Raw genomic sequence first — 16,009 nt, 5'->3', positions numbered from 1 at the left:
CCGTGCCCGGTGCGCGCGGACTTTGTCAAGACATACGGACATATGCGGTAGGCTTCGGCGATGACCACCAGCCCGGCCTGGGACCCGGTCCGCGGGATCGCGGTGGACCCGGCCAGCCCCGAGCCGCTGTACTTCCAGGTCGCCCGCCAGCTGCGGGCGGCGATCGACGACGGCCGCCTTCCCGCGGGCTCCCGGCTGGCGAACGAACTCGACCTCGCGGCCGGGCTGCGGCTGTCCCGGCCGACGGTGCGGCAGGCGATTCAGTCGCTGGTCAACCAGGGTCTGCTGGTGCGCAAACGCGGCGTCGGCACCCAGGTGGTGCGCACGAAAGTCACCCGTCCGCTGCGGCTGAGCAGCCTGTTCGACGACCTCGCCGGGCTGGGCGAGACGCCGTCGTCGGAGGTGCTGCTCAACCGCGTGGAACCGGCCGGCGCCGAGACCGCCGCGCTGCTGGAAGCACCCGGGCTGAAGCGGGTCCGCCGGCTGAAGCGGATCCGCCGCACCCGCGGCGAACCGCTGGCGATCATGAACAACTGCCTCCCGGACGGCGTTCTCGACGTCGAGGACGAGGAGTTGCGTTCCCAGGGGCTCTACCAGCTGTTACGACGGGCCGGGATCCGGCTGCATTCGGCCCAGCAGAGCATCGGCGCCCGCCTGGCGACCGAGGAAGACGCGGAGCTGCTGGAAGAACCGCCCGGCGCGGCGTTGCTGACCATGCAGCGCACCACGTACGACGAAACGGGCCGGGTGGTCGAATACGGCTGGCACGTTTACCGGGCTTCGCGGTATTCGTTCAATCTCCCGCTGACGCACGGTCCGCAGTAGAAATCTCCGCCGCCGATTCGGCGGGGCAGGACAATTCCTCCAGCCGCGCCAGCAACTCGGCCGGCGACTTGAGCAGATGCTGATTCTGTTCCAGCGCACGGACTTGCGCGACCGAAAGCGTCTGCGTGAACGCCGTGACCCGGCCGTTTTCGTCAGTGTGCTTCACCAGCAGCAGCGAACCGACCAGCGCGACGAAACTGTCGCACGCCGCGGCGGCGGAAAGCAGTTTGTTCGCCGCGTCCGCGTGCTGGGCGTTCACCTCGCTCATCGGTTTCTGCAAAGCGACGACCTCGACGGCGTGCTCGACCTTCTGCAGCCGCTGTCTGACCTCCTCGCGGGTCAGCGAGCGCCTCGCCCGCAGCGTGAACCGTTGCGCCCAGGACGAGATCACCGGCGGCCCGTCCGGGACGGCTTCGATGCCCTGCTGCGCGAACACCTCGGTGACGGCGGCGGCGAGCCGTTCCGCGGCCGCGTGATCGTCGCCGGAGACGTAGACGAAGCAGTGCTGGTCCAGCGCGCGGGTGCGGGCGGTCACCGCGACCGCCATCCGGGACGGCAGGTCGCCGGGAGCCGGGTCGGCCTTGTCCAGCACGCCGTCCAACCGGCCGCGCAGCTCCTCCTGATTGCCCTGTTCGCCGTCCTCGGCGAGGAGTTCGCGCAGCATCGCGAGGCAGCGGCCCCGCGTCGGCCCGACGCTGCCCCGCGGCAGGTGCATGACCTCGGCGATCAGCTGGTAGTCGGCGCGGCCGGCGAGCACGGTCAGCCGCAGCAGCTCCTGGCAGCGGTCGGGCAGCCGGCGGAAGGCGTTCCAGACCCGGCGGTCCCGGTCGGCGCGCAGCGCCTCCTCCTCGGGGCCGGGCAGGTCGCTTTCGAGGGTTTCGGCGACCTCGTCGCTCAGCGGGACCGGCCGGGCCTGCCGGCGGGCCGCTTCGCGGCGGGTGGTGACGATCAGCCAGGCGGTCAGCGAACGGGGATTCTTCAGCCGGTCGGCGTTCCGGAACAGCTCGAGCCACGTCGTCTGCAGCACGTCCTCGGTGTCCTGCGTGCTCAGCCCCTGCGCCCGCGCCACGTGCCAGGCGATCGGCGTCAGGTCCTCGACCAGGGCCTTCGCCGCCGACTGGTTCCCGGCCTTCGCCTCGCGCAGGGCGACGTCCAGCCGCTCCCCGTCCGCCGAACGGCCGACACTGTCCGCTGTCCCGGTCATCTTCCCCCCGCCGATCCGCCTGTCCCCGACCGCCGATCCTAGAGCAGCGCGGCCGTCGACTGTCTACTTAGGACTCGTGCACCCTCGTGAAGTCCGGCTCGCGGCGTTCCCGGTGCGAGGCGAGGCCTTCGCGCACCTCCGGACCGGCGAAGCCGTAGAACTCCAGTGCCAGCGAGGAGTCGAAGATCGCGCCCGCGAGCTGGCGGTACCAGAGGTTGAGGCTCTGTTTGGTCCAGCGGATCGCGTTCGGCGCGCCGTTGGCCAGCTCGTGCGCGATCTCCCGAGCGGCAGGCAGCAGCCCGGCCTCCTCCTCGACGCACAGCGACACGAGCCCGATCCGCTCCGCCTCGGCCCCGCTCATCGGACGGCAGGTCATCAGGTAGTACTTGGCCTTGGCCATCCCGCACAGCAGCGGCCAGCACACCGCCGCGTGGTCGCCCGCCGCCACGCCGAGCCGGGTGTGGCCGTCGATGATCTTGGCATTGGCGGCGGCCACGGAGATGTCCGACAGCAGCCCGGCGACCAGGCCCGCGCCGACGGCCGGGCCGTGGATCGCGGAGACGGTCGGCTTGGAGCAGTCGATGACGTTGTAGACCAGGTCGCGGGCCTCGCGCATGGTCCGGGAACGGGCTTCGAAGTCGTTCGCCAGCTTCTCGACCAGGTCGAAGGATCCGCCCGCGGAGAAACCCTTGCCCTCGCCGCGCAGCAGGACGGCCTTGACCTCGGGGTCGCGGTCGAACTCGCGCCAGATGGCGGCGAGTTCGCCGTGCGCGGCGTCGCTGACCGCGTTGAGGTGCGGCGCGTCCAGGACGAGTTCGATCACGCCGTCCTCGTCCGGCCCGTCGACCCGCAGGTTCTCGAACTGCGCGTAGCGGCTCATTCGGCTTCCCTCCGTCGTCCGGAACACCTGGGCCAGCCTGCCATCGGTGCGGACGTCGCCGCCAGAGCCGAGGTCACCCGCCGTCTTCGGACAGTTCGACGGCGAGGCTGGTGCTCGGTCCGGACGGGCCGAGCAGGTCGAGCGCGACCGAACCGGCGCCGGGGCTGGCCCGCAGCTGCGCGGGCTGTCCGCAGAACAGCGGAGCGTGGTTGCGGTGGCTGATCCGGCGCACCCGCGAGGCCGGGGAGTCGAGCCGCAGCACCTCGGCCAGCGCGAGCGACATCAGCGGCCCGTGCACGACCAGGCCGGGATAGCCCTCCACCCGGGTCGCGTACGGCCAGTCGTAGTGGATGCGGTGCGCGTTCGCGGTGGCCGCGGAGAAACGCATCAGCAGCGTCGGATCGGTGGCGAATTCCCACGTCTGCCCGTCAGTCCGGCGAAACGGCGACCCGACCGGCTCGAGCGCCGCGGCGGTTTCCGGGACCGCGGGCGCGGAGGACGGCCCGGCCTCGCGGTGCAGCAGGTCCTGGCGCTCCTCGAGGTACGGCGTTCCGTCCATTCCGGACAGTTCCGTGCGCACCTGGACGAGCACCAGTTTCCCGGAACGGCCGGACTTCTCGGCGACTGAGTCCACAATGGAGCGTCGGCGCACCGTCTCGCCGACCCGCGGCGCGCGGTGGACCACGACCTCGCCTCCGGCGAACATCCGGCGCGGCAGGTCCACCGGCGGAAGGAAACCGCCGCGGACCGGATGGCCGTCGAGGCCGAGCCGCGACGACACCGGCCAGCGCGGCAGCGCGACCCAATGCCACAGCGGCGGCAGGGCGTCGCCTTCGCGCGGCGCGGGGAGCCCGTCGTCGAACAGCGCGGCCAGCGAGGCGACGGGACCGGGTTCGACGACCTCTTCGCCGACGAGGGCGTGCGGTTCCCAGGCTTCCGGTTCGGGCATGGGGTTCCTCAGATCCTGTCGCGGGCGAGGCGGTCGGCTGAAAACCTTATCAGGAATGCGCCGGGCGACCCGCTCGAACAGCAGGGATGAGCGGGCCGGCAGAAGCACGGCTTGTGCAATACTTTGTCCGGAAGACGTGTGCCGGAGGGGGAGGCGATGCCCGAAACCACGGGCGCGGGACCGCGCCGCGGTCCGGCGAACCTGAAAGCGCTGGCCGCGCACGAGATCCGGCGACGGGTTTTCTCCGGTCAGCTGCGGGCCGGGGAGAAGATCGACCAGGAAGCGCTCGCCGACGAACTCGGCATCAGCAAACTGCCGATCCGCGAAGCCCTCATCACCCTCGACCACGAAGGCGTGGTGGAGCACATCGCGCGCCGCGGCGCGTTCGTCGCCCGGATGACGCGCGACGACATCCGCGACCACTACCGCGTGTTCGGCCTCGTGTCCGGGCTGGCGGCGGAGCGCGCGGCGAAAAACCTGTCGCCGGAAAGCCTTCAGGCCCTGCGCGATCTCGCGGACCGGATGGAGTCCGGAGCGGACCGGGCCGAGCAGGAACGGCTGAATTTCGAGTTCCACCGCAGGATCAACCACGCCGCCGACTCCCGCAGGCTGCTCTCGATCCTGGGCATCCTGGCGAAAACGGTGTCGCACGGGTTTTACGAGGCGCACGAGGACTGGCCGGGCAAGGCGCACGAGGACCACCGGAAAATCCTGAACGCGCTCAGCGCCCGGTCGGCCTCGCGGGCACGGTCCATTGTGGAGAAACACTTCTCCGACGGCGGCGAGCGCGCGGTCGCCTTGCTGGAGAAACAAGGCTTCTGGGACCGCTGATTCGTCAGCGTCGCTTCAGCAGCTGTGCCAAGTGGACCCCGCGCACCCCGGCCAGCTGGTCGGCTTGCGTGCGGCAGGAGAAACCGTCGGCGAGAAACACGGCGTCCGGGTTTTCCCGCAGGGCCGGAAGCAGCGCGTTCTCCGCTACCGCGACGGAAATGTCGTAGTGGCCGCGTTCCATGCCGAAGTTCCCGGCCAGGCCGCAGCATCCGGCGAGAGTGCGCAGTTCCGCCCCGGTCGCGGCGAGCAGCGCCCGGTCGGCCTCGAAGCCCAGCACCGAGTGGTGGTGGCAATGCGGCTGCGCGACCACGGTGACGCCGGACAGATCGGGAGCTTGCCAGCCTTCGGTCTTGGCGAGGAGTTCGGCGAGGGTGGTGACCGCGCCGGAGACCGTTTTGGCGTCCGGATCGTCTGGGAACAGGTCCAGCAGATCGGACCGCAGGACAGCGGTGCACGACGGTTCGACGCCGACGATCGGGAGCCCGGCCTGCGCGTACGGGCGCAGGGTGTGCACGAGATCGCGAAGCTTCCGGCGGGCGGTGTCGAGCTGTCCGGTGGTGATCCAGGTGAGCCCGCAGCACGGCCGGCGCGGCGGGACCAGCACGCGATATCCGGCGTCGGCGAGCACCGCCGCGACCGCTTCGGCGACCTCGGTGTCCATTCCGTCCGAAAAGGAATCCGCCCACAGCACCACTTCCGGTCCCTGTTCGCGGATCCTGCGCCGGGACCGGGTGAACGAACGGCGGGCGAACTTCGGCGCGCGGCGGCGGGTGTCCACTCCGGACAGTGCTAACAGGACCTTCTCAACCGGCCGGAGCGACATCAGCGCGTTGCCGACGAGCGGGCCGAGCACCGGGATCCGGTGCAGCAGGCGAAGCCAATCCGGCAATCGGCCCAGGGTGTAGTGCGAGATCGGACGGAGCCGGTTGCGGTATTTCCGGTGCAGTGCTTCGGATTTGTACTGCGCCAGGTCCACTCCGGCCGGGCAGTCGCTGCCGCAGGCCTTGCACGACAAGCAAAGATCGAGCGATTCGTGCACCGCGCGGTCCGACCAGCCGGACACCAGCGAACCGTTCGCCACTTCCTGCAGCACCCGCGCCCGGCCGCGCGTGCTGTCCTTTTCGTCGCGAGTGGCGAGATAGGACGGACACATGAACCCGCCGGCGGACCGGTTGTCGGCGCGGCATTTCCCGACCCCGACACAGCGGTGCACGGCGCGGGTGAAGTCGCCGCCGTCGCGCGCGAAGGAGAATCCGCCCGCGACGACCGGGAGCGGACGTGCTTGCGGGCGGCGGAGATCGGCGTCGAGCGGATGCGGCCGGACGACGACGCCCGGGTTGAGCAGGTCGTCGGGATCGAAGAGGTTTTTCACCGCGCCGAACAGTTCGATCGTTTCGGCCGAGTACATCCGCGGGAGCAGTTCGCCGCGCGCCCGGCCGTCGCCGTGCTCGCCGGAGAACGAGCCGCCGTAGCCGACGACCAGGTCCGCGGCGGCGGTCATGAACGCGCGGAACACCGACGTGTCGCGTTCCAGCGGCAGCCCGAGCCGGACGTGCACGCAACCGTCGCCGAAGTGGCCGTAGGGGAGTCCTTCGAGGCCGAATTCGTCCAGGAGCGCGTCGAAATCCCGCAGGTACGCGCCGAGCCGTTCGGGCGGGACCGCGGCGTCTTCCCAGCCGGGCCACGCCTGCTCGCCGGCCGGGGTCCGGCCCGCCAGCCCGGCCCCGTCCTCGCGGATCCTCCACATCGCGGCGGCCTCGGCGCCCGGGGCCAGCATGACGTGGTCGAGCGCCTGGGAGTCCGCGACCAGACGCTCGGCGTGGTGCCGGGCCTCGGCTTCCGTTTCGCCGCCGACCTCGATCATCAGCCAGCCGCCGCCTTCCGGCAGCGACGGGACGTCGCCGCGGTGGTTGCGCACCAGGTCGACCAGCCGCGCGTCGAGTCCTTCGACCGCCAGCGGGCGGTGCGGCAGCAACCCGGGCACCACGTCGCCGGCCGTCGCCATGTCCGGGTAGCCGAGCACGACCAGCAGCCGCGCGGGGGAGATGTCGACCAGGTCGACGGTCGCCTCCAGCGTGACCGCCAGCGTGCCTTCGGTGCCGACCAGCGCCCGGGCCAGCGACCGGCCGTTCTCCGGCAGCAGATGTTCGAGGGAGTAGCCGGAGACCTGGCGGCTGAACCGGCCGAATTCGGTGCGCAGCAGGCTGAGCCGGGTGTCGATCAGCTCCGCGAGGCCCGGCACCGCGTCCGACGGACCCGCGGCGAACCGGCGTCCGGTGCCGTCGACCACGCTGAGTTCGCGCACGTTGTCCGCGGTGCGGCCGTAGGCGATCGCGTGCGGACCGCAGGCGTTGTTGCCGATCATGCCGCCGAGCGTCGCGCGGGCGTGCGTGGACGGGTCGGGCCCGAAGCGCAGCCTGTGCGGCGCGGCCGCCCGCTGCAGGTCGGCGAGGACGACGCCGGGCTGGACGACCGCGGTCCGCGCTTGCGGGTCGAGGTCGACGATGCGGTTGAGGTGCCGGGAAAAGTCGAGCACGATGCCCGGCCCGATCGCGTTGCCCGCGACCGACGTGCCCCCGCCGCGGCTGGTCAGCGGAACGCCGTGGCGGCGGGCGATCTCGAGGGCCGCGAGAACGTCGCCGGTCTCCCTGGGCAGCACGACGACCTGCGGGACGACTCGGTAGTTCGACGCGTCGGCGGAGTACTCGGCGCGTCGCCGGACGTCGGCGTGCACCTCGCCGCGCACGTTCGCGCGGAGGTCGGCGAGCAGATCGGTTTTGGTGGGCATCCCGGCCTGAACTTAGGTGTTTGAAACAGTGCCGTCAATCCGTAGGCTGGCCCGATGACCTCGGGACGGAGGGGACCGCCGCCGGAGCTGGCCAGGGTGCGCCGGGTGAGCGTGGTGGACTCGCTGGTCGAAGAGATGACCCGGAAAATCCTCGGCGGCGAATGGCCGCCCGGGACCGCGCTGCCGTCGCTGCGGAACTTCGCGGCCTCGGCCGGGGTGTCGATGCTGACCGTCCGCGAAGCAGTCCGGACGCTGCAGGCGCGCGGCTGGGTCGAGACGCGCCAGGGGGTCGGGACGTTCGTGCTGGAACCCGAGGCCGGCGGTTTCGTGCCGTGGCAGCTGGGCGCTTCGGACGCGGCCGAGTACCGGGAGCTGGTCGAGGCGAGGGAGGCGATCGAATCGACCGTCATCGCCCTTGCCGCCCGCCGCCGGACCGCCGCCGAGCTGACGGTTCTGACGGATTTGGTCGACCGGATGGCGGCGGCCTCGACCGACCGGGACCGGTTCCTGGAAGCGGACGCGGAGTTCCACGTCGCGCTGGCCGAAGCCGCGCACAACCGGATCCTGCTGCGCAGCATGCTCGCGATCCGCGTGCCGCTGCGCCGCCTGATGGCCGACCGGCTCCGCGAAGAACTCGCCGAACACGGCGATCTCACCCGTTCGTGGGAGGACCACCGGACGATCGCGGAAGGCGTCGCGAGGGGCTCGCCGGAACCGGCGTGTGCCGCACTGGCACGGATCGCCGCGCGAGCCCGGTCCTATGTGGACTCGAGGCTGCCCGGGTTTGCCGCCCGGCCGTCCGGGTAACCGCCCTCGCGACGACGACGCCGGGAGGTGATCGACGTGGCCACGCACGAGACCGTGGACGACGAGCTGTGGACGGAATTCCACCGCGTAGTGAACATGACCTCGCGAGAACTGGCCGACTGGCTGCGCACCCGGGAAGCCGGACCGGACACCGAACCGCTGCCGGACCAGGCGGGCCCCGCCACCGGCCGCAAGGTCTTGGCCATCCTGGGCAAACGCAGGTCGGACGTGAACGAAGCGGACGCCGAGGTAATGCGCGACGTGGTGGACCGCGTGCACGCCTCGCGCAGAGACGACCTGGAACCGGTAGCGGGGGACGCTGGGTGGCGGCAGGGGCTGATGTCCCTGGGCCACGACCCGGTGAAACCGGTGCGGGGCTGATCCTCGCGGCTGGCTTGGGCGGAGACGGAGAGCCGCGGGTGGACGAAATCTGATCCAGCTCGGCTGCCGCTTGTTCCCGCGCGGGCGGTGGCGGTCGGTGTTGCTGGGGGACCGGCTGCCTGGGGCAGAGTGACGGCCGGGCGAGGGCGGCCTCCGGCAGGTCGGCCGCCGCGCATCGCGGGATTGAGCGCGGGACGTCTGAAGCGGGCCGTGCTCCTGCGGCGTGGAGCGCGGGGGCGGGCTGAATGCGGCAGGGGCAGCATGCCCAGCGGGTGGGGAGATCCCCGTGCGGAACGTCTGAAGTGCGGCCGTGCTGCGGGGGCGCGGGGGCGCGCCGAATGCGGCAAGGGCAGTGCGCCCAGCGGGAGGGGGAAATCCCCGTGCGGGATGACTGAAGTGCGGCCGTGTTGCGGCGGCGCGGAGCGCGCGGGCGGGCTGAAGGCGCAGGGGCAGTACGCCCAGCGGGAGGGGCACCGCGCGCGGGAAGCGTGAAGTGCGGCCGTGCTGCGGGGGCGTGGAGCGTGGAGCGTGCCGAATGCGGCAGGGGCGGCATGCCCAGCGGGAGGGAGATCCCCGTGCGGGATGCCTGAAGTGCGGCTGTGTTGCGGCGGCGTGGAGCGCGCGGGCGCGCTGAACCCGCAGGGGCAGTACGCCCAGCGGGAGGGGAAACCGCGCGCGGGAAGCGGGAAGTGCGGCCGTACTGCGGCAGCATGGAGCGCGGGCGCGTGCCGAATGCCGTAGGGGCATGCCAGCGCGACGGGAGATCCCCCTTGACTGCGCTCCTCCTCGACCGGTTCCGCGTGTCAGCCGTGCTCCTCCCGCCTGGCAACGACCAGCGCAGTCCCCGAGCGCGACCAGGCACAACCCGGCCCAGTAAGCCCCAGGCCTCGGTGCGCCCCCGCGACGCACCGAGGCCCGGGGTTCTTCCCCTCGGCCGGTGGTTCGTGGGTCAGCCGCCCGCCATGGCTCCGATGATCAGGAACGGTTCGGCTCCGGACAGGACCTCGGCGGGCAGCGTGGTGTCCGGGGCGGTGTTCGACAGGTCTTCCTCGCAGGCGAAGAACCGGACGAACGCGCGGCGCCGGCCGGTGGTCGTGTCGCGGACTGTGCCGCGCAGTTGCGGGTAGGCGCGTTCCAGCGCGTCCAGCAGGGCGTCTCGCGTCGGCGGGTCTTCGACCGGCAGCCGGATTTCTCCCTCGACCTTCGCCAGGCGGCGCAGGTGCGTGGGCAGTTTGACGCGCACGAGCGTGGTCATCGCAGCGTCTGCACCTCGACCGAGCACACCGCGGGCAGGTCGCGCACGATCGGGGCCCAGCTGTCGCCCCCGTTGTTCGACGCGTAGACCTGTCCGCCGGTGGTGCCGAAGTAGATGCCCGCTTCGTCGCAGGAATCCACGGCCATCGCGTCGCGCAGGATGTTGACGTAGCAGTTTTCCTGCGGCAGGCCGGCGGTGAGCGGCTCCCATTCGTCGCCGCCGGTGCGGCTGCGGTACACGCGCAGCTTGCCCTCCGGCGGGTAGTGCTCGGAATCGCTGTGGATCGGGACCACGTACACCGTTTCCGGTTCGTGCGGGTGCACCGCGATCGGGAAACCGAAGTCGCTCGGCAGGTTGCCGCTGATCTCCCGCCAGTGGTCGCCCGCGTCGTCCGAGCGCATCACGTCCCAGTGTTTCTGCATGAACAGCACGTCCGGCCGCGACGGGTGCAGCGCGATCCGGTGCACGCAGTGCCCGACCTCGGCGTCCGGGTCCGGGATGCCGTCGGAGTGCAGGCCGCGGTTGATCGGCTGCCAGGTTTCGCCGCTGTCGTCGCTGCGGAACGCGCCCGCGGCCGAGATCGCGGCGAACATCCGCTTCGAGTTCCGCGGGTCGAGGATGATCGTGTGCAGGCACAGCCCGCCCGCGCCGGGTTGCCAGCCCGGCCCGGACGCGTGGTTGCGCAGCCCGGTCAGCTCCCGCCAGCTCTTCCCGCCGTCGGTGCTGCGGTACAGCGCCGCGTCCTGCGCACCCGCGTACACCGTGTCCGGGTCGGTCAGCGACGGTTCCAGATGCCAGATCCGCGTGAACTCCCACGGTTTCGGCGTGCCGTCGTACCAGAGGTGCTCGCCCGCCCCGCCCTCGTAGGCGAAGTCGTGGTCGACCTGGTTCCACGTCTTCCCGCCGTCGTCGGAACGCTGGATCAGCTGGCCGAACCACGACGTGGACTGCGACGCGTACAGCCGGTCCGGGTCCGCGGGCGAGCCGGCGACGTGGTAGACCTCCCAGCCGCCGAAGTGCGGCCCGTCGACCTCCCAGCGCGTGCGGCCCTCGTCCGAGGTGAGGATGAACGCGCCTTTGCGCGTGCCGACCAGTACTCGAACTCCAGGCATGGCTTCTCCCTGACAACGGCCTTCTGACCTGGCCTAACCTAACTTCGCCAGCCGCGCGCCGCCTCTCCATTCTTGCGCTCCCGGCGACGCCAGCGGCGGCAGCGCGACCAGCACCGGAGGCGACCACGAGGGCGCGACGTCCAGCCGGACGTCCTGGCGCAGCGGCACCGGCCCGGCCCGGATCCGCACCGGCCGCGCGGCCGAGCCGACCGCCCGCACGCTCGGCGCGAGCTGCGCGCGCGGATCCGCGGCCGACGGCAGCGCGCAGGCCAGCAGCCGGTAGGTGCCCGGGGGCACGCCGACGAGCGCGAACTCCAGGTCCGGCCCGAGCAGCGAGCCGCTGACCGGCACGCCGCGCGCCGACGACGAGGCGAACAACCCGACGTACACCGCGGGCGCTCCGTCGAGCGCGGCCACCGCGGCCGGGCTCAGCAGCGCGCGGCCGGTGACCGCCCCGCCGGCGCAGTCCGGGCCCGCCACCCGCACCGGCTCCGGCGGGTGCTCGGCGAGGAGGCCGGGCAGCTGCCGGAACCGGTGCGGGCTCACCCCGACCGCCGCGGTGAACCGCGTGGTGAACGTGCCCGGCGCGGAGAACCCGACCTCGTGGCAGATGTCGACCACCTTCTCGCCGGTGTCCAGCAGCAGCTCCTTGGCGAGCTGGAACCGTTGCGCGGCAAGGAATTTCCCCGGCGGCAGGCCGATCTCCCGCTCGAACGCGCGCGCCAGGTGGAACGGGCTGTAGCGGACGTGGTCGGCCACGTCCTCGAGCGTGAGCTGCCGGGTGCGTCCGGCGGCCAGGAACCTCGCCGCCTCGAACACGGCGTCCCGCATGTGCACACCTCCTCGGATGTGCCGCCATGGTAAATCCGCGCACCGACAATTCCGGGACGTCGGCTGCCCGCGAAGCAAGGAAGCCAGGGAAACCGGGCGTCAGTCGTCTTCCAGCTCGACCACCACCGCGGAACGCGGGCAGCTGACGCAGGCGAGCACGTACCCGTCCGCGAGCTGCCGCGGGGTGAGGCAATTCGGCTGTTTCATCGAGACCTCCCCGGAGCGCAGCCGAACCAGGCATTCGCCGCAGTTTCCGACAGTGCACGAGTACGGCATCGGCAGCCCCGCGGCGAGCCCGGCGTCGAGCAGCGTGTCACCGGGTTCCACCGTCGCCGCGCCGACGTTCTCCACGACCATTTCCCGCGGTTCGGCGCTCATTTCCGCCGGGTCGAAAGCGCCGCTGGTGTAGCGCTCCTCGTGGAAGCGCCCGTCCGGCACGCCCAGTTCGGCGACCACCGCACGGGCCGCGGCCAGCACCGGTTCCGGACCGCACACGCAGTACTCGGCGGTCGGGGAAGCGTCGGCCAGCCAGCGGCGCAGCAGGTCCGCGTCGATCCGGCCGCGTTCGCCGGTCCAGCTCGAGTCCGGACGCGACAGTACGTGTGTGATCCGCAACCGGCGCGGATGCCGTCGTCGCAAACGGGCCAGTTGAGCGGCGAAGATGGTTTCTTCCGGAGACCGGTTCGCGTACAGCAGCGAAATCCGGCTGCGCCCCGGCCGGGACAGCCGCGTGCGGACGATGCTCATCATCGGCGTGATTCCGCTGCCCGCGGCGATCAGCACCAGGTCGGCGCGCGGATCGGGACGGAACGAACCGGACGGGCCGCGCACCGACAGCCGGTCGCCGACCCGCAGGCGGTCGTGCAGATAAGCGGAGAAGCGGCCGTCGTCGACCCGTTTCACGGTCACTTCGAGCCGCTTCTTTCCGGGGACCGACGAGGCGGAGTAGGCGCGGCGCACCGAACGGCCGCCGAGATCGGCGATCAAGGTGAAAAACTGGCCGGGACGGAAATCGAACGCGGCTCCGTCCTCCAGCGCGATGGTCACCGCCTGCGGGGTTTCCCGGCGGATTTCGGCGACCCGCACGGTTCGCAGCCGCCGCTCGAGTTCCGGCGCGGAATCGGCGTACCCCTCGGCGTGGAGCTGGCTGCGATAACTCCGGTCGATGACGAATCTGAGCAGTTTCGGGAATTTCGCGAGCAGCCTGAACAAGAACCCCGACGACGCGCCTACCGCGTTGTTGAGCGACGCCTGTTTCATCGCCAGCGCCATCAGGTCCGGCACTTCGGCCCGGTCGACGTGGGCCTCCGGATGCCACAGCCGCGAGCGTTCGACGGCTTCGCCGGGCGCCAGTTCGGCGTGCGTCACGTCGATCAGCAACGCGGCTTGGGGGAGATTTCCGCGCAGGGCAAGGGGTTCCAGCAGGGCCGGGTCGGCGGTGAGGGAGGCGGTGCCGCGCAAGTGGAGGATGCCGGTGCGTCCGGGGACGAGCGCGGCGAGGGCGAGTTCCGGGTCTTGGAGCAGGTTGCGGTCGGTGTCGGCGCGTTTGTTGCCGTTGCGGTCCGGCAGCAGGATCGTGCGGCCGTTGACGACCTGCGCGAAACCGGGCTGGTCGCCGCGCGGGCTGGTGTCGCTTCCGCCCGCCGCGTCGCCGGTGCTGAGGACCAGGAACGGGGAGCGGGCCAGGAACTCGGCGACGTCGGGCCGGGCCAGCGGACCGTCTCCGAGAGCGGGAGTCGGCTGCGCGGCCGACACTGGGCGCGGTTGCCAGAGCCGGGAGCGGAAGACGGCACGTCCACAGTGGATGTACGTCTCCTGCACTTTTACTACGGTTTCGCGGCCGTCTGTCGCGGTGACGGTTCCGTTGAGCCGGAGGGTTTCACCGACGCCGGGAAGCAGGACTACGAACGAAATGCCGTGGCCGATCGCCGGTTCCGGCGCGTTGGCGGGCAATGCGAAAGAAACCTCCTTTGGGGAGCGGACGCGCAGGAAGCCGGGCACGCCGCCGACGAACGTACTGTGCCGGGCGCCGGCGGCGGTCCGGTAGCCGCAGCCGGCGAACGGGGAGTGCGCCAGGATCGTTTCGCAGCCTTCGTCGAGCCAGTCGAGCTGCTTCAGCTTGATCGCCGCGCCGGGACGGCCGATGACCGCTTCCAGCTCCTCGACAGTGGTCATCCGGCGCGCGGTGGTCGCCGTGTTTGCGCTGGTCATGGCTATATTGTGAGCTTTAGCTCGGGTATTTGGCTACTCGCTTTTCCAGCCGCGCGAAACCGGTGTTCAGCGGGGATCGGCCCCGGTGGCTGCTCGCATTCGGCGGGTCACTTCGCCGCCGCGCGGTTCGCGTTGAAGCGCGCCTTTTTCTGCCGGTTGCCGCACGTGTTCATGTCGCACCACCTGCGGGTGCGGCTCTGGCTGGTGTCGAAGAAGGCGGCTCGGCAGGTCGGCGAGGCGCACAGCGCCAGCTTTCCGTCGCGTTCGCCCGAGATGATCTCGATCGCGTCGGCGGCGATCACGCCGAGGGCGTCTTCCACCGCGGTGGCCGGGCCGAGTTGCCAGCGCCGTTCGCCGTCGGGCGTCAGGACGGCTGCGGCCCGGCCTTGCGCGCTGCGGGCATTGATCACCTGGACCGCGGACGCGGGGAGGGGTTCCTGGAGCGCGGCCGCGGTCGCGGCGGCGTGGATCGACTCCCGCAGTTCCCGGGCGAGTTCGAGCTGTCCGGTGGTGCAGGAGTCCACGGCGAGGCCGCTCACTGCCAGCCAGTCGGCGAGCCGCTGCGGGGTGGGAATGCGCTCGACGGGATCGCCGCGACGCTCGGTCAGGGTCGCCGTGAAGCTGGTCGCGAGCACGGCGCCGAGGCGGAAGTCGGGGAACGCGGCAGGCATGGAACCAGCTTAGCCGGTTGCGCTCGGCCGCGTGGGCCTGCTAGAACCGGCTAAGCCGGTTCCAACTCCCGGAGGAGGATTCATGACCCGCCTGACCAGCGACGTAGAACCGTTCCAAGCCCGCGCGACGGACGCCGACCTCGAGGATCTGCGGGCGCGGCTGGCCGCGGCGAGGCTTCCGGAAGCCGAAACGGTGCCCGCCGACCAGCGATGGGGCCAGGGCGTTCCGCTCGCCGACCTGGTCGATCTCGTGCACTACTGGCGGACCGGGTACGACTGGCGTTCGTTCGAAGAGCGGCTCGACCGGATCGGCCAGTTCCGGACCGTCATCGACGGCCTGGGCATCCACTTCCTGCACCGCCGGTCCCCGCGCGCCGACGCCACCCCGCTGATCCTGACGCACGGGTGGCCGGGAAGCGTCGCGGAGTTCGTGGACGTCGTGGACGAATTGGCGGATCCGGACGAGGCCGGCGCGCCGGCCTTCCACGTGGTGATTCCGTCTTTGCCGGGATTCGGATACAGCGATAAACCGGCCGCGACGGGATGGGGGACGGAAAAGATCGCGGCCGCGTGGGCGGAACTGATGGATCGGCTCGGCTATCGGAGGTTTCTGGCACACGGCGGTGACTGGGGCGGCAATATCACCACGATTCTCGCTGGCCGGTTTCCGGAGCGGGTGATCGGTGTCCACACGTTGTTCGCCGAAGGCCCGCCCGGATTGCCGGCGGACGGGCTGACGGCGGACGAGCGCAGGTGGGCCGAGGAGACCCGGCATTTCTGGCGGCATCGCGCGGCGTATGCGAAACAGCAGGCGACGCGTCCGCAGACCATCGGGTACTCGCTGGTCGATTCGCCGGTGGGGCTGCTCGCCTGGATCGTGGACAAGTTCGCGGAGTGGTCGGACACCGAGGACAGTCCGTTCGAGACCATTTCCCGGGATCGCGTCCTGGACGACGTGACGCTGTATTGGCTGACGCGGTCCGGGGCGTCCGCGGCCCGGATTTACTACGAGAGCCACAATTCACTGGATCCGGAGCTGCGGGTGGACGTCCCGGCGGCGGTCAGCATGTATCCCCGCGACACCGAGAAGACCCCCCGGCCCTGGGCGCGGGAGCGGTTCCGGCAGATCGTCCGGTGGCGGGAGCCGGAACGGGGCGGGCATTTCCCGTCGCTGGAGGTCCCGGAGTACTTCGTGCGGGACTTGCGGGAGGGGCTCGCCGCGGTGCTGCGGGCGTGACCGGGGCACGGGAGCGGAACCCGGATT

At 71.2% G+C, this 16,009-nt stretch carries 13 protein-coding genes and 1 pseudogene; 5 read left to right on the top strand and 9 right to left on the bottom strand.

Features of this window, described 5'->3' with window-relative positions:
• The first annotated feature begins 60 nt into the window (after positions 1 to 60).
• The gene (locus F9C11_RS32970) at positions 61 to 825 is read left to right on the top strand and encodes a GntR family transcriptional regulator (protein ID WP_409181264.1); all 765 of its coding nucleotides are present in this window, start codon (positions 61 to 63) and stop codon (positions 823 to 825) included.
• A gap of 634 nt (positions 826 to 1,459) precedes the next feature.
• Here F9C11_RS32970 and F9C11_RS32965 read toward each other — a convergent pair.
• The 3 genes and pseudogenes from F9C11_RS32965 to F9C11_RS32955 all read right to left on the bottom strand — a co-directional run.
• Positions 1,460 to 2,029 (bottom strand): annotated as a pseudogene (locus tag F9C11_RS32965) (RNA polymerase sigma factor); the annotation flags it as partial.
• A gap of 67 nt (positions 2,030 to 2,096) precedes the next feature.
• Positions 2,097 to 2,909: an enoyl-CoA hydratase/isomerase family protein gene (locus F9C11_RS32960; protein WP_409181263.1), complete on the bottom strand. Its 813-nt coding sequence runs from the start codon at positions 2,907 to 2,909 to the stop codon at positions 2,097 to 2,099.
• A 73-nt stretch (positions 2,910 to 2,982) separates the two neighbouring features.
• A complete protein-coding gene (locus F9C11_RS32955; protein WP_409181262.1) occupies positions 2,983 to 3,858 on the bottom strand; it encodes a MaoC family dehydratase N-terminal domain-containing protein in 876 nt (291 codons plus the stop codon).
• A 156-nt stretch (positions 3,859 to 4,014) separates the two neighbouring features.
• On the opposite strand from F9C11_RS32955, the gene F9C11_RS32950 reads away from it, so the two are divergent.
• On the top strand, positions 4,015 to 4,689 hold the full coding sequence (locus tag F9C11_RS32950) for a GntR family transcriptional regulator (protein WP_409181261.1): 675 nt from the start codon (positions 4,015 to 4,017) through the stop codon (positions 4,687 to 4,689).
• Between the two features lie 4 nt (positions 4,690 to 4,693).
• Here the strand turns inward: F9C11_RS32950 and F9C11_RS32945 are convergent, their stop codons facing one another.
• Entirely contained in the window at positions 4,694 to 7,477 is a 2,784-nt protein-coding gene (locus F9C11_RS32945) for an FAD-binding and (Fe-S)-binding domain-containing protein (protein ID WP_409181260.1), read from the bottom strand.
• A 54-nt stretch (positions 7,478 to 7,531) separates the two neighbouring features.
• Between F9C11_RS32945 and F9C11_RS32940 the strand changes: the two genes are divergently transcribed.
• Positions 7,532 to 8,284, top strand: coding sequence for a FadR/GntR family transcriptional regulator (locus F9C11_RS32940; RefSeq protein ID WP_409181259.1), 753 nt, complete (start codon positions 7,532 to 7,534; stop codon positions 8,282 to 8,284).
• A gap of 36 nt (positions 8,285 to 8,320) precedes the next feature.
• A complete protein-coding gene (locus F9C11_RS32935) occupies positions 8,321 to 8,665 on the top strand; it encodes a DUF3140 domain-containing protein (protein WP_409181258.1) in 345 nt (114 codons plus the stop codon).
• Between the two features lie 949 nt (positions 8,666 to 9,614).
• Here the strand turns inward: F9C11_RS32935 and F9C11_RS32930 are convergent.
• From F9C11_RS32930 to F9C11_RS32910, 5 genes are all read right to left on the bottom strand, one after another.
• Positions 9,615 to 9,920, bottom strand: a complete 306-nt coding sequence (locus F9C11_RS32930; RefSeq protein ID WP_409181257.1) for a MoaD/ThiS family protein — start codon at positions 9,918 to 9,920, stop codon at positions 9,615 to 9,617.
• Entirely contained in the window at positions 9,917 to 11,032 is a 1,116-nt protein-coding gene (locus F9C11_RS32925; protein ID WP_409181256.1) for a WD40/YVTN/BNR-like repeat-containing protein, read from the bottom strand. The genes F9C11_RS32930 and F9C11_RS32925 overlap by 4 nt, the downstream gene beginning before the upstream one ends.
• Positions 11,033 to 11,065: 33 nt before the next feature.
• Entirely contained in the window at positions 11,066 to 11,863 is a 798-nt protein-coding gene (locus F9C11_RS32920) for a helix-turn-helix transcriptional regulator (RefSeq protein ID WP_409181255.1), read from the bottom strand.
• 99 nt (positions 11,864 to 11,962) lie between these two features.
• Positions 11,963 to 14,074: a 2Fe-2S iron-sulfur cluster-binding protein gene (locus tag F9C11_RS32915; RefSeq protein ID WP_409181254.1), complete on the bottom strand. Its 2,112-nt coding sequence runs from the start codon at positions 14,072 to 14,074 to the stop codon at positions 11,963 to 11,965.
• Positions 14,075 to 14,181: 107 nt separating this feature from the next.
• On the bottom strand, positions 14,182 to 14,745 hold the full coding sequence (locus F9C11_RS32910) for a CGNR zinc finger domain-containing protein (RefSeq protein WP_409181253.1): 564 nt from the start codon (positions 14,743 to 14,745) through the stop codon (positions 14,182 to 14,184).
• 82 nt (positions 14,746 to 14,827) lie between these two features.
• On the opposite strand from F9C11_RS32910, the gene F9C11_RS32905 reads away from it, so the two are divergent.
• Positions 14,828 to 15,982, top strand: a complete 1,155-nt coding sequence (locus F9C11_RS32905) for an epoxide hydrolase family protein (protein WP_409181252.1) — start codon at positions 14,828 to 14,830, stop codon at positions 15,980 to 15,982.
• Positions 15,983 to 16,009: the final 27 nt, after the last annotated feature.

Source organism: Amycolatopsis sp. VS8301801F10 (assembly GCF_046195355.1).
Lineage (GTDB): Bacteria > Actinomycetota > Actinomycetes > Mycobacteriales > Pseudonocardiaceae > Amycolatopsis.
The sequence above is the reverse complement of the archived record's forward strand: the minus strand, read 5'-3'. Positions and strand labels throughout refer to the sequence as shown.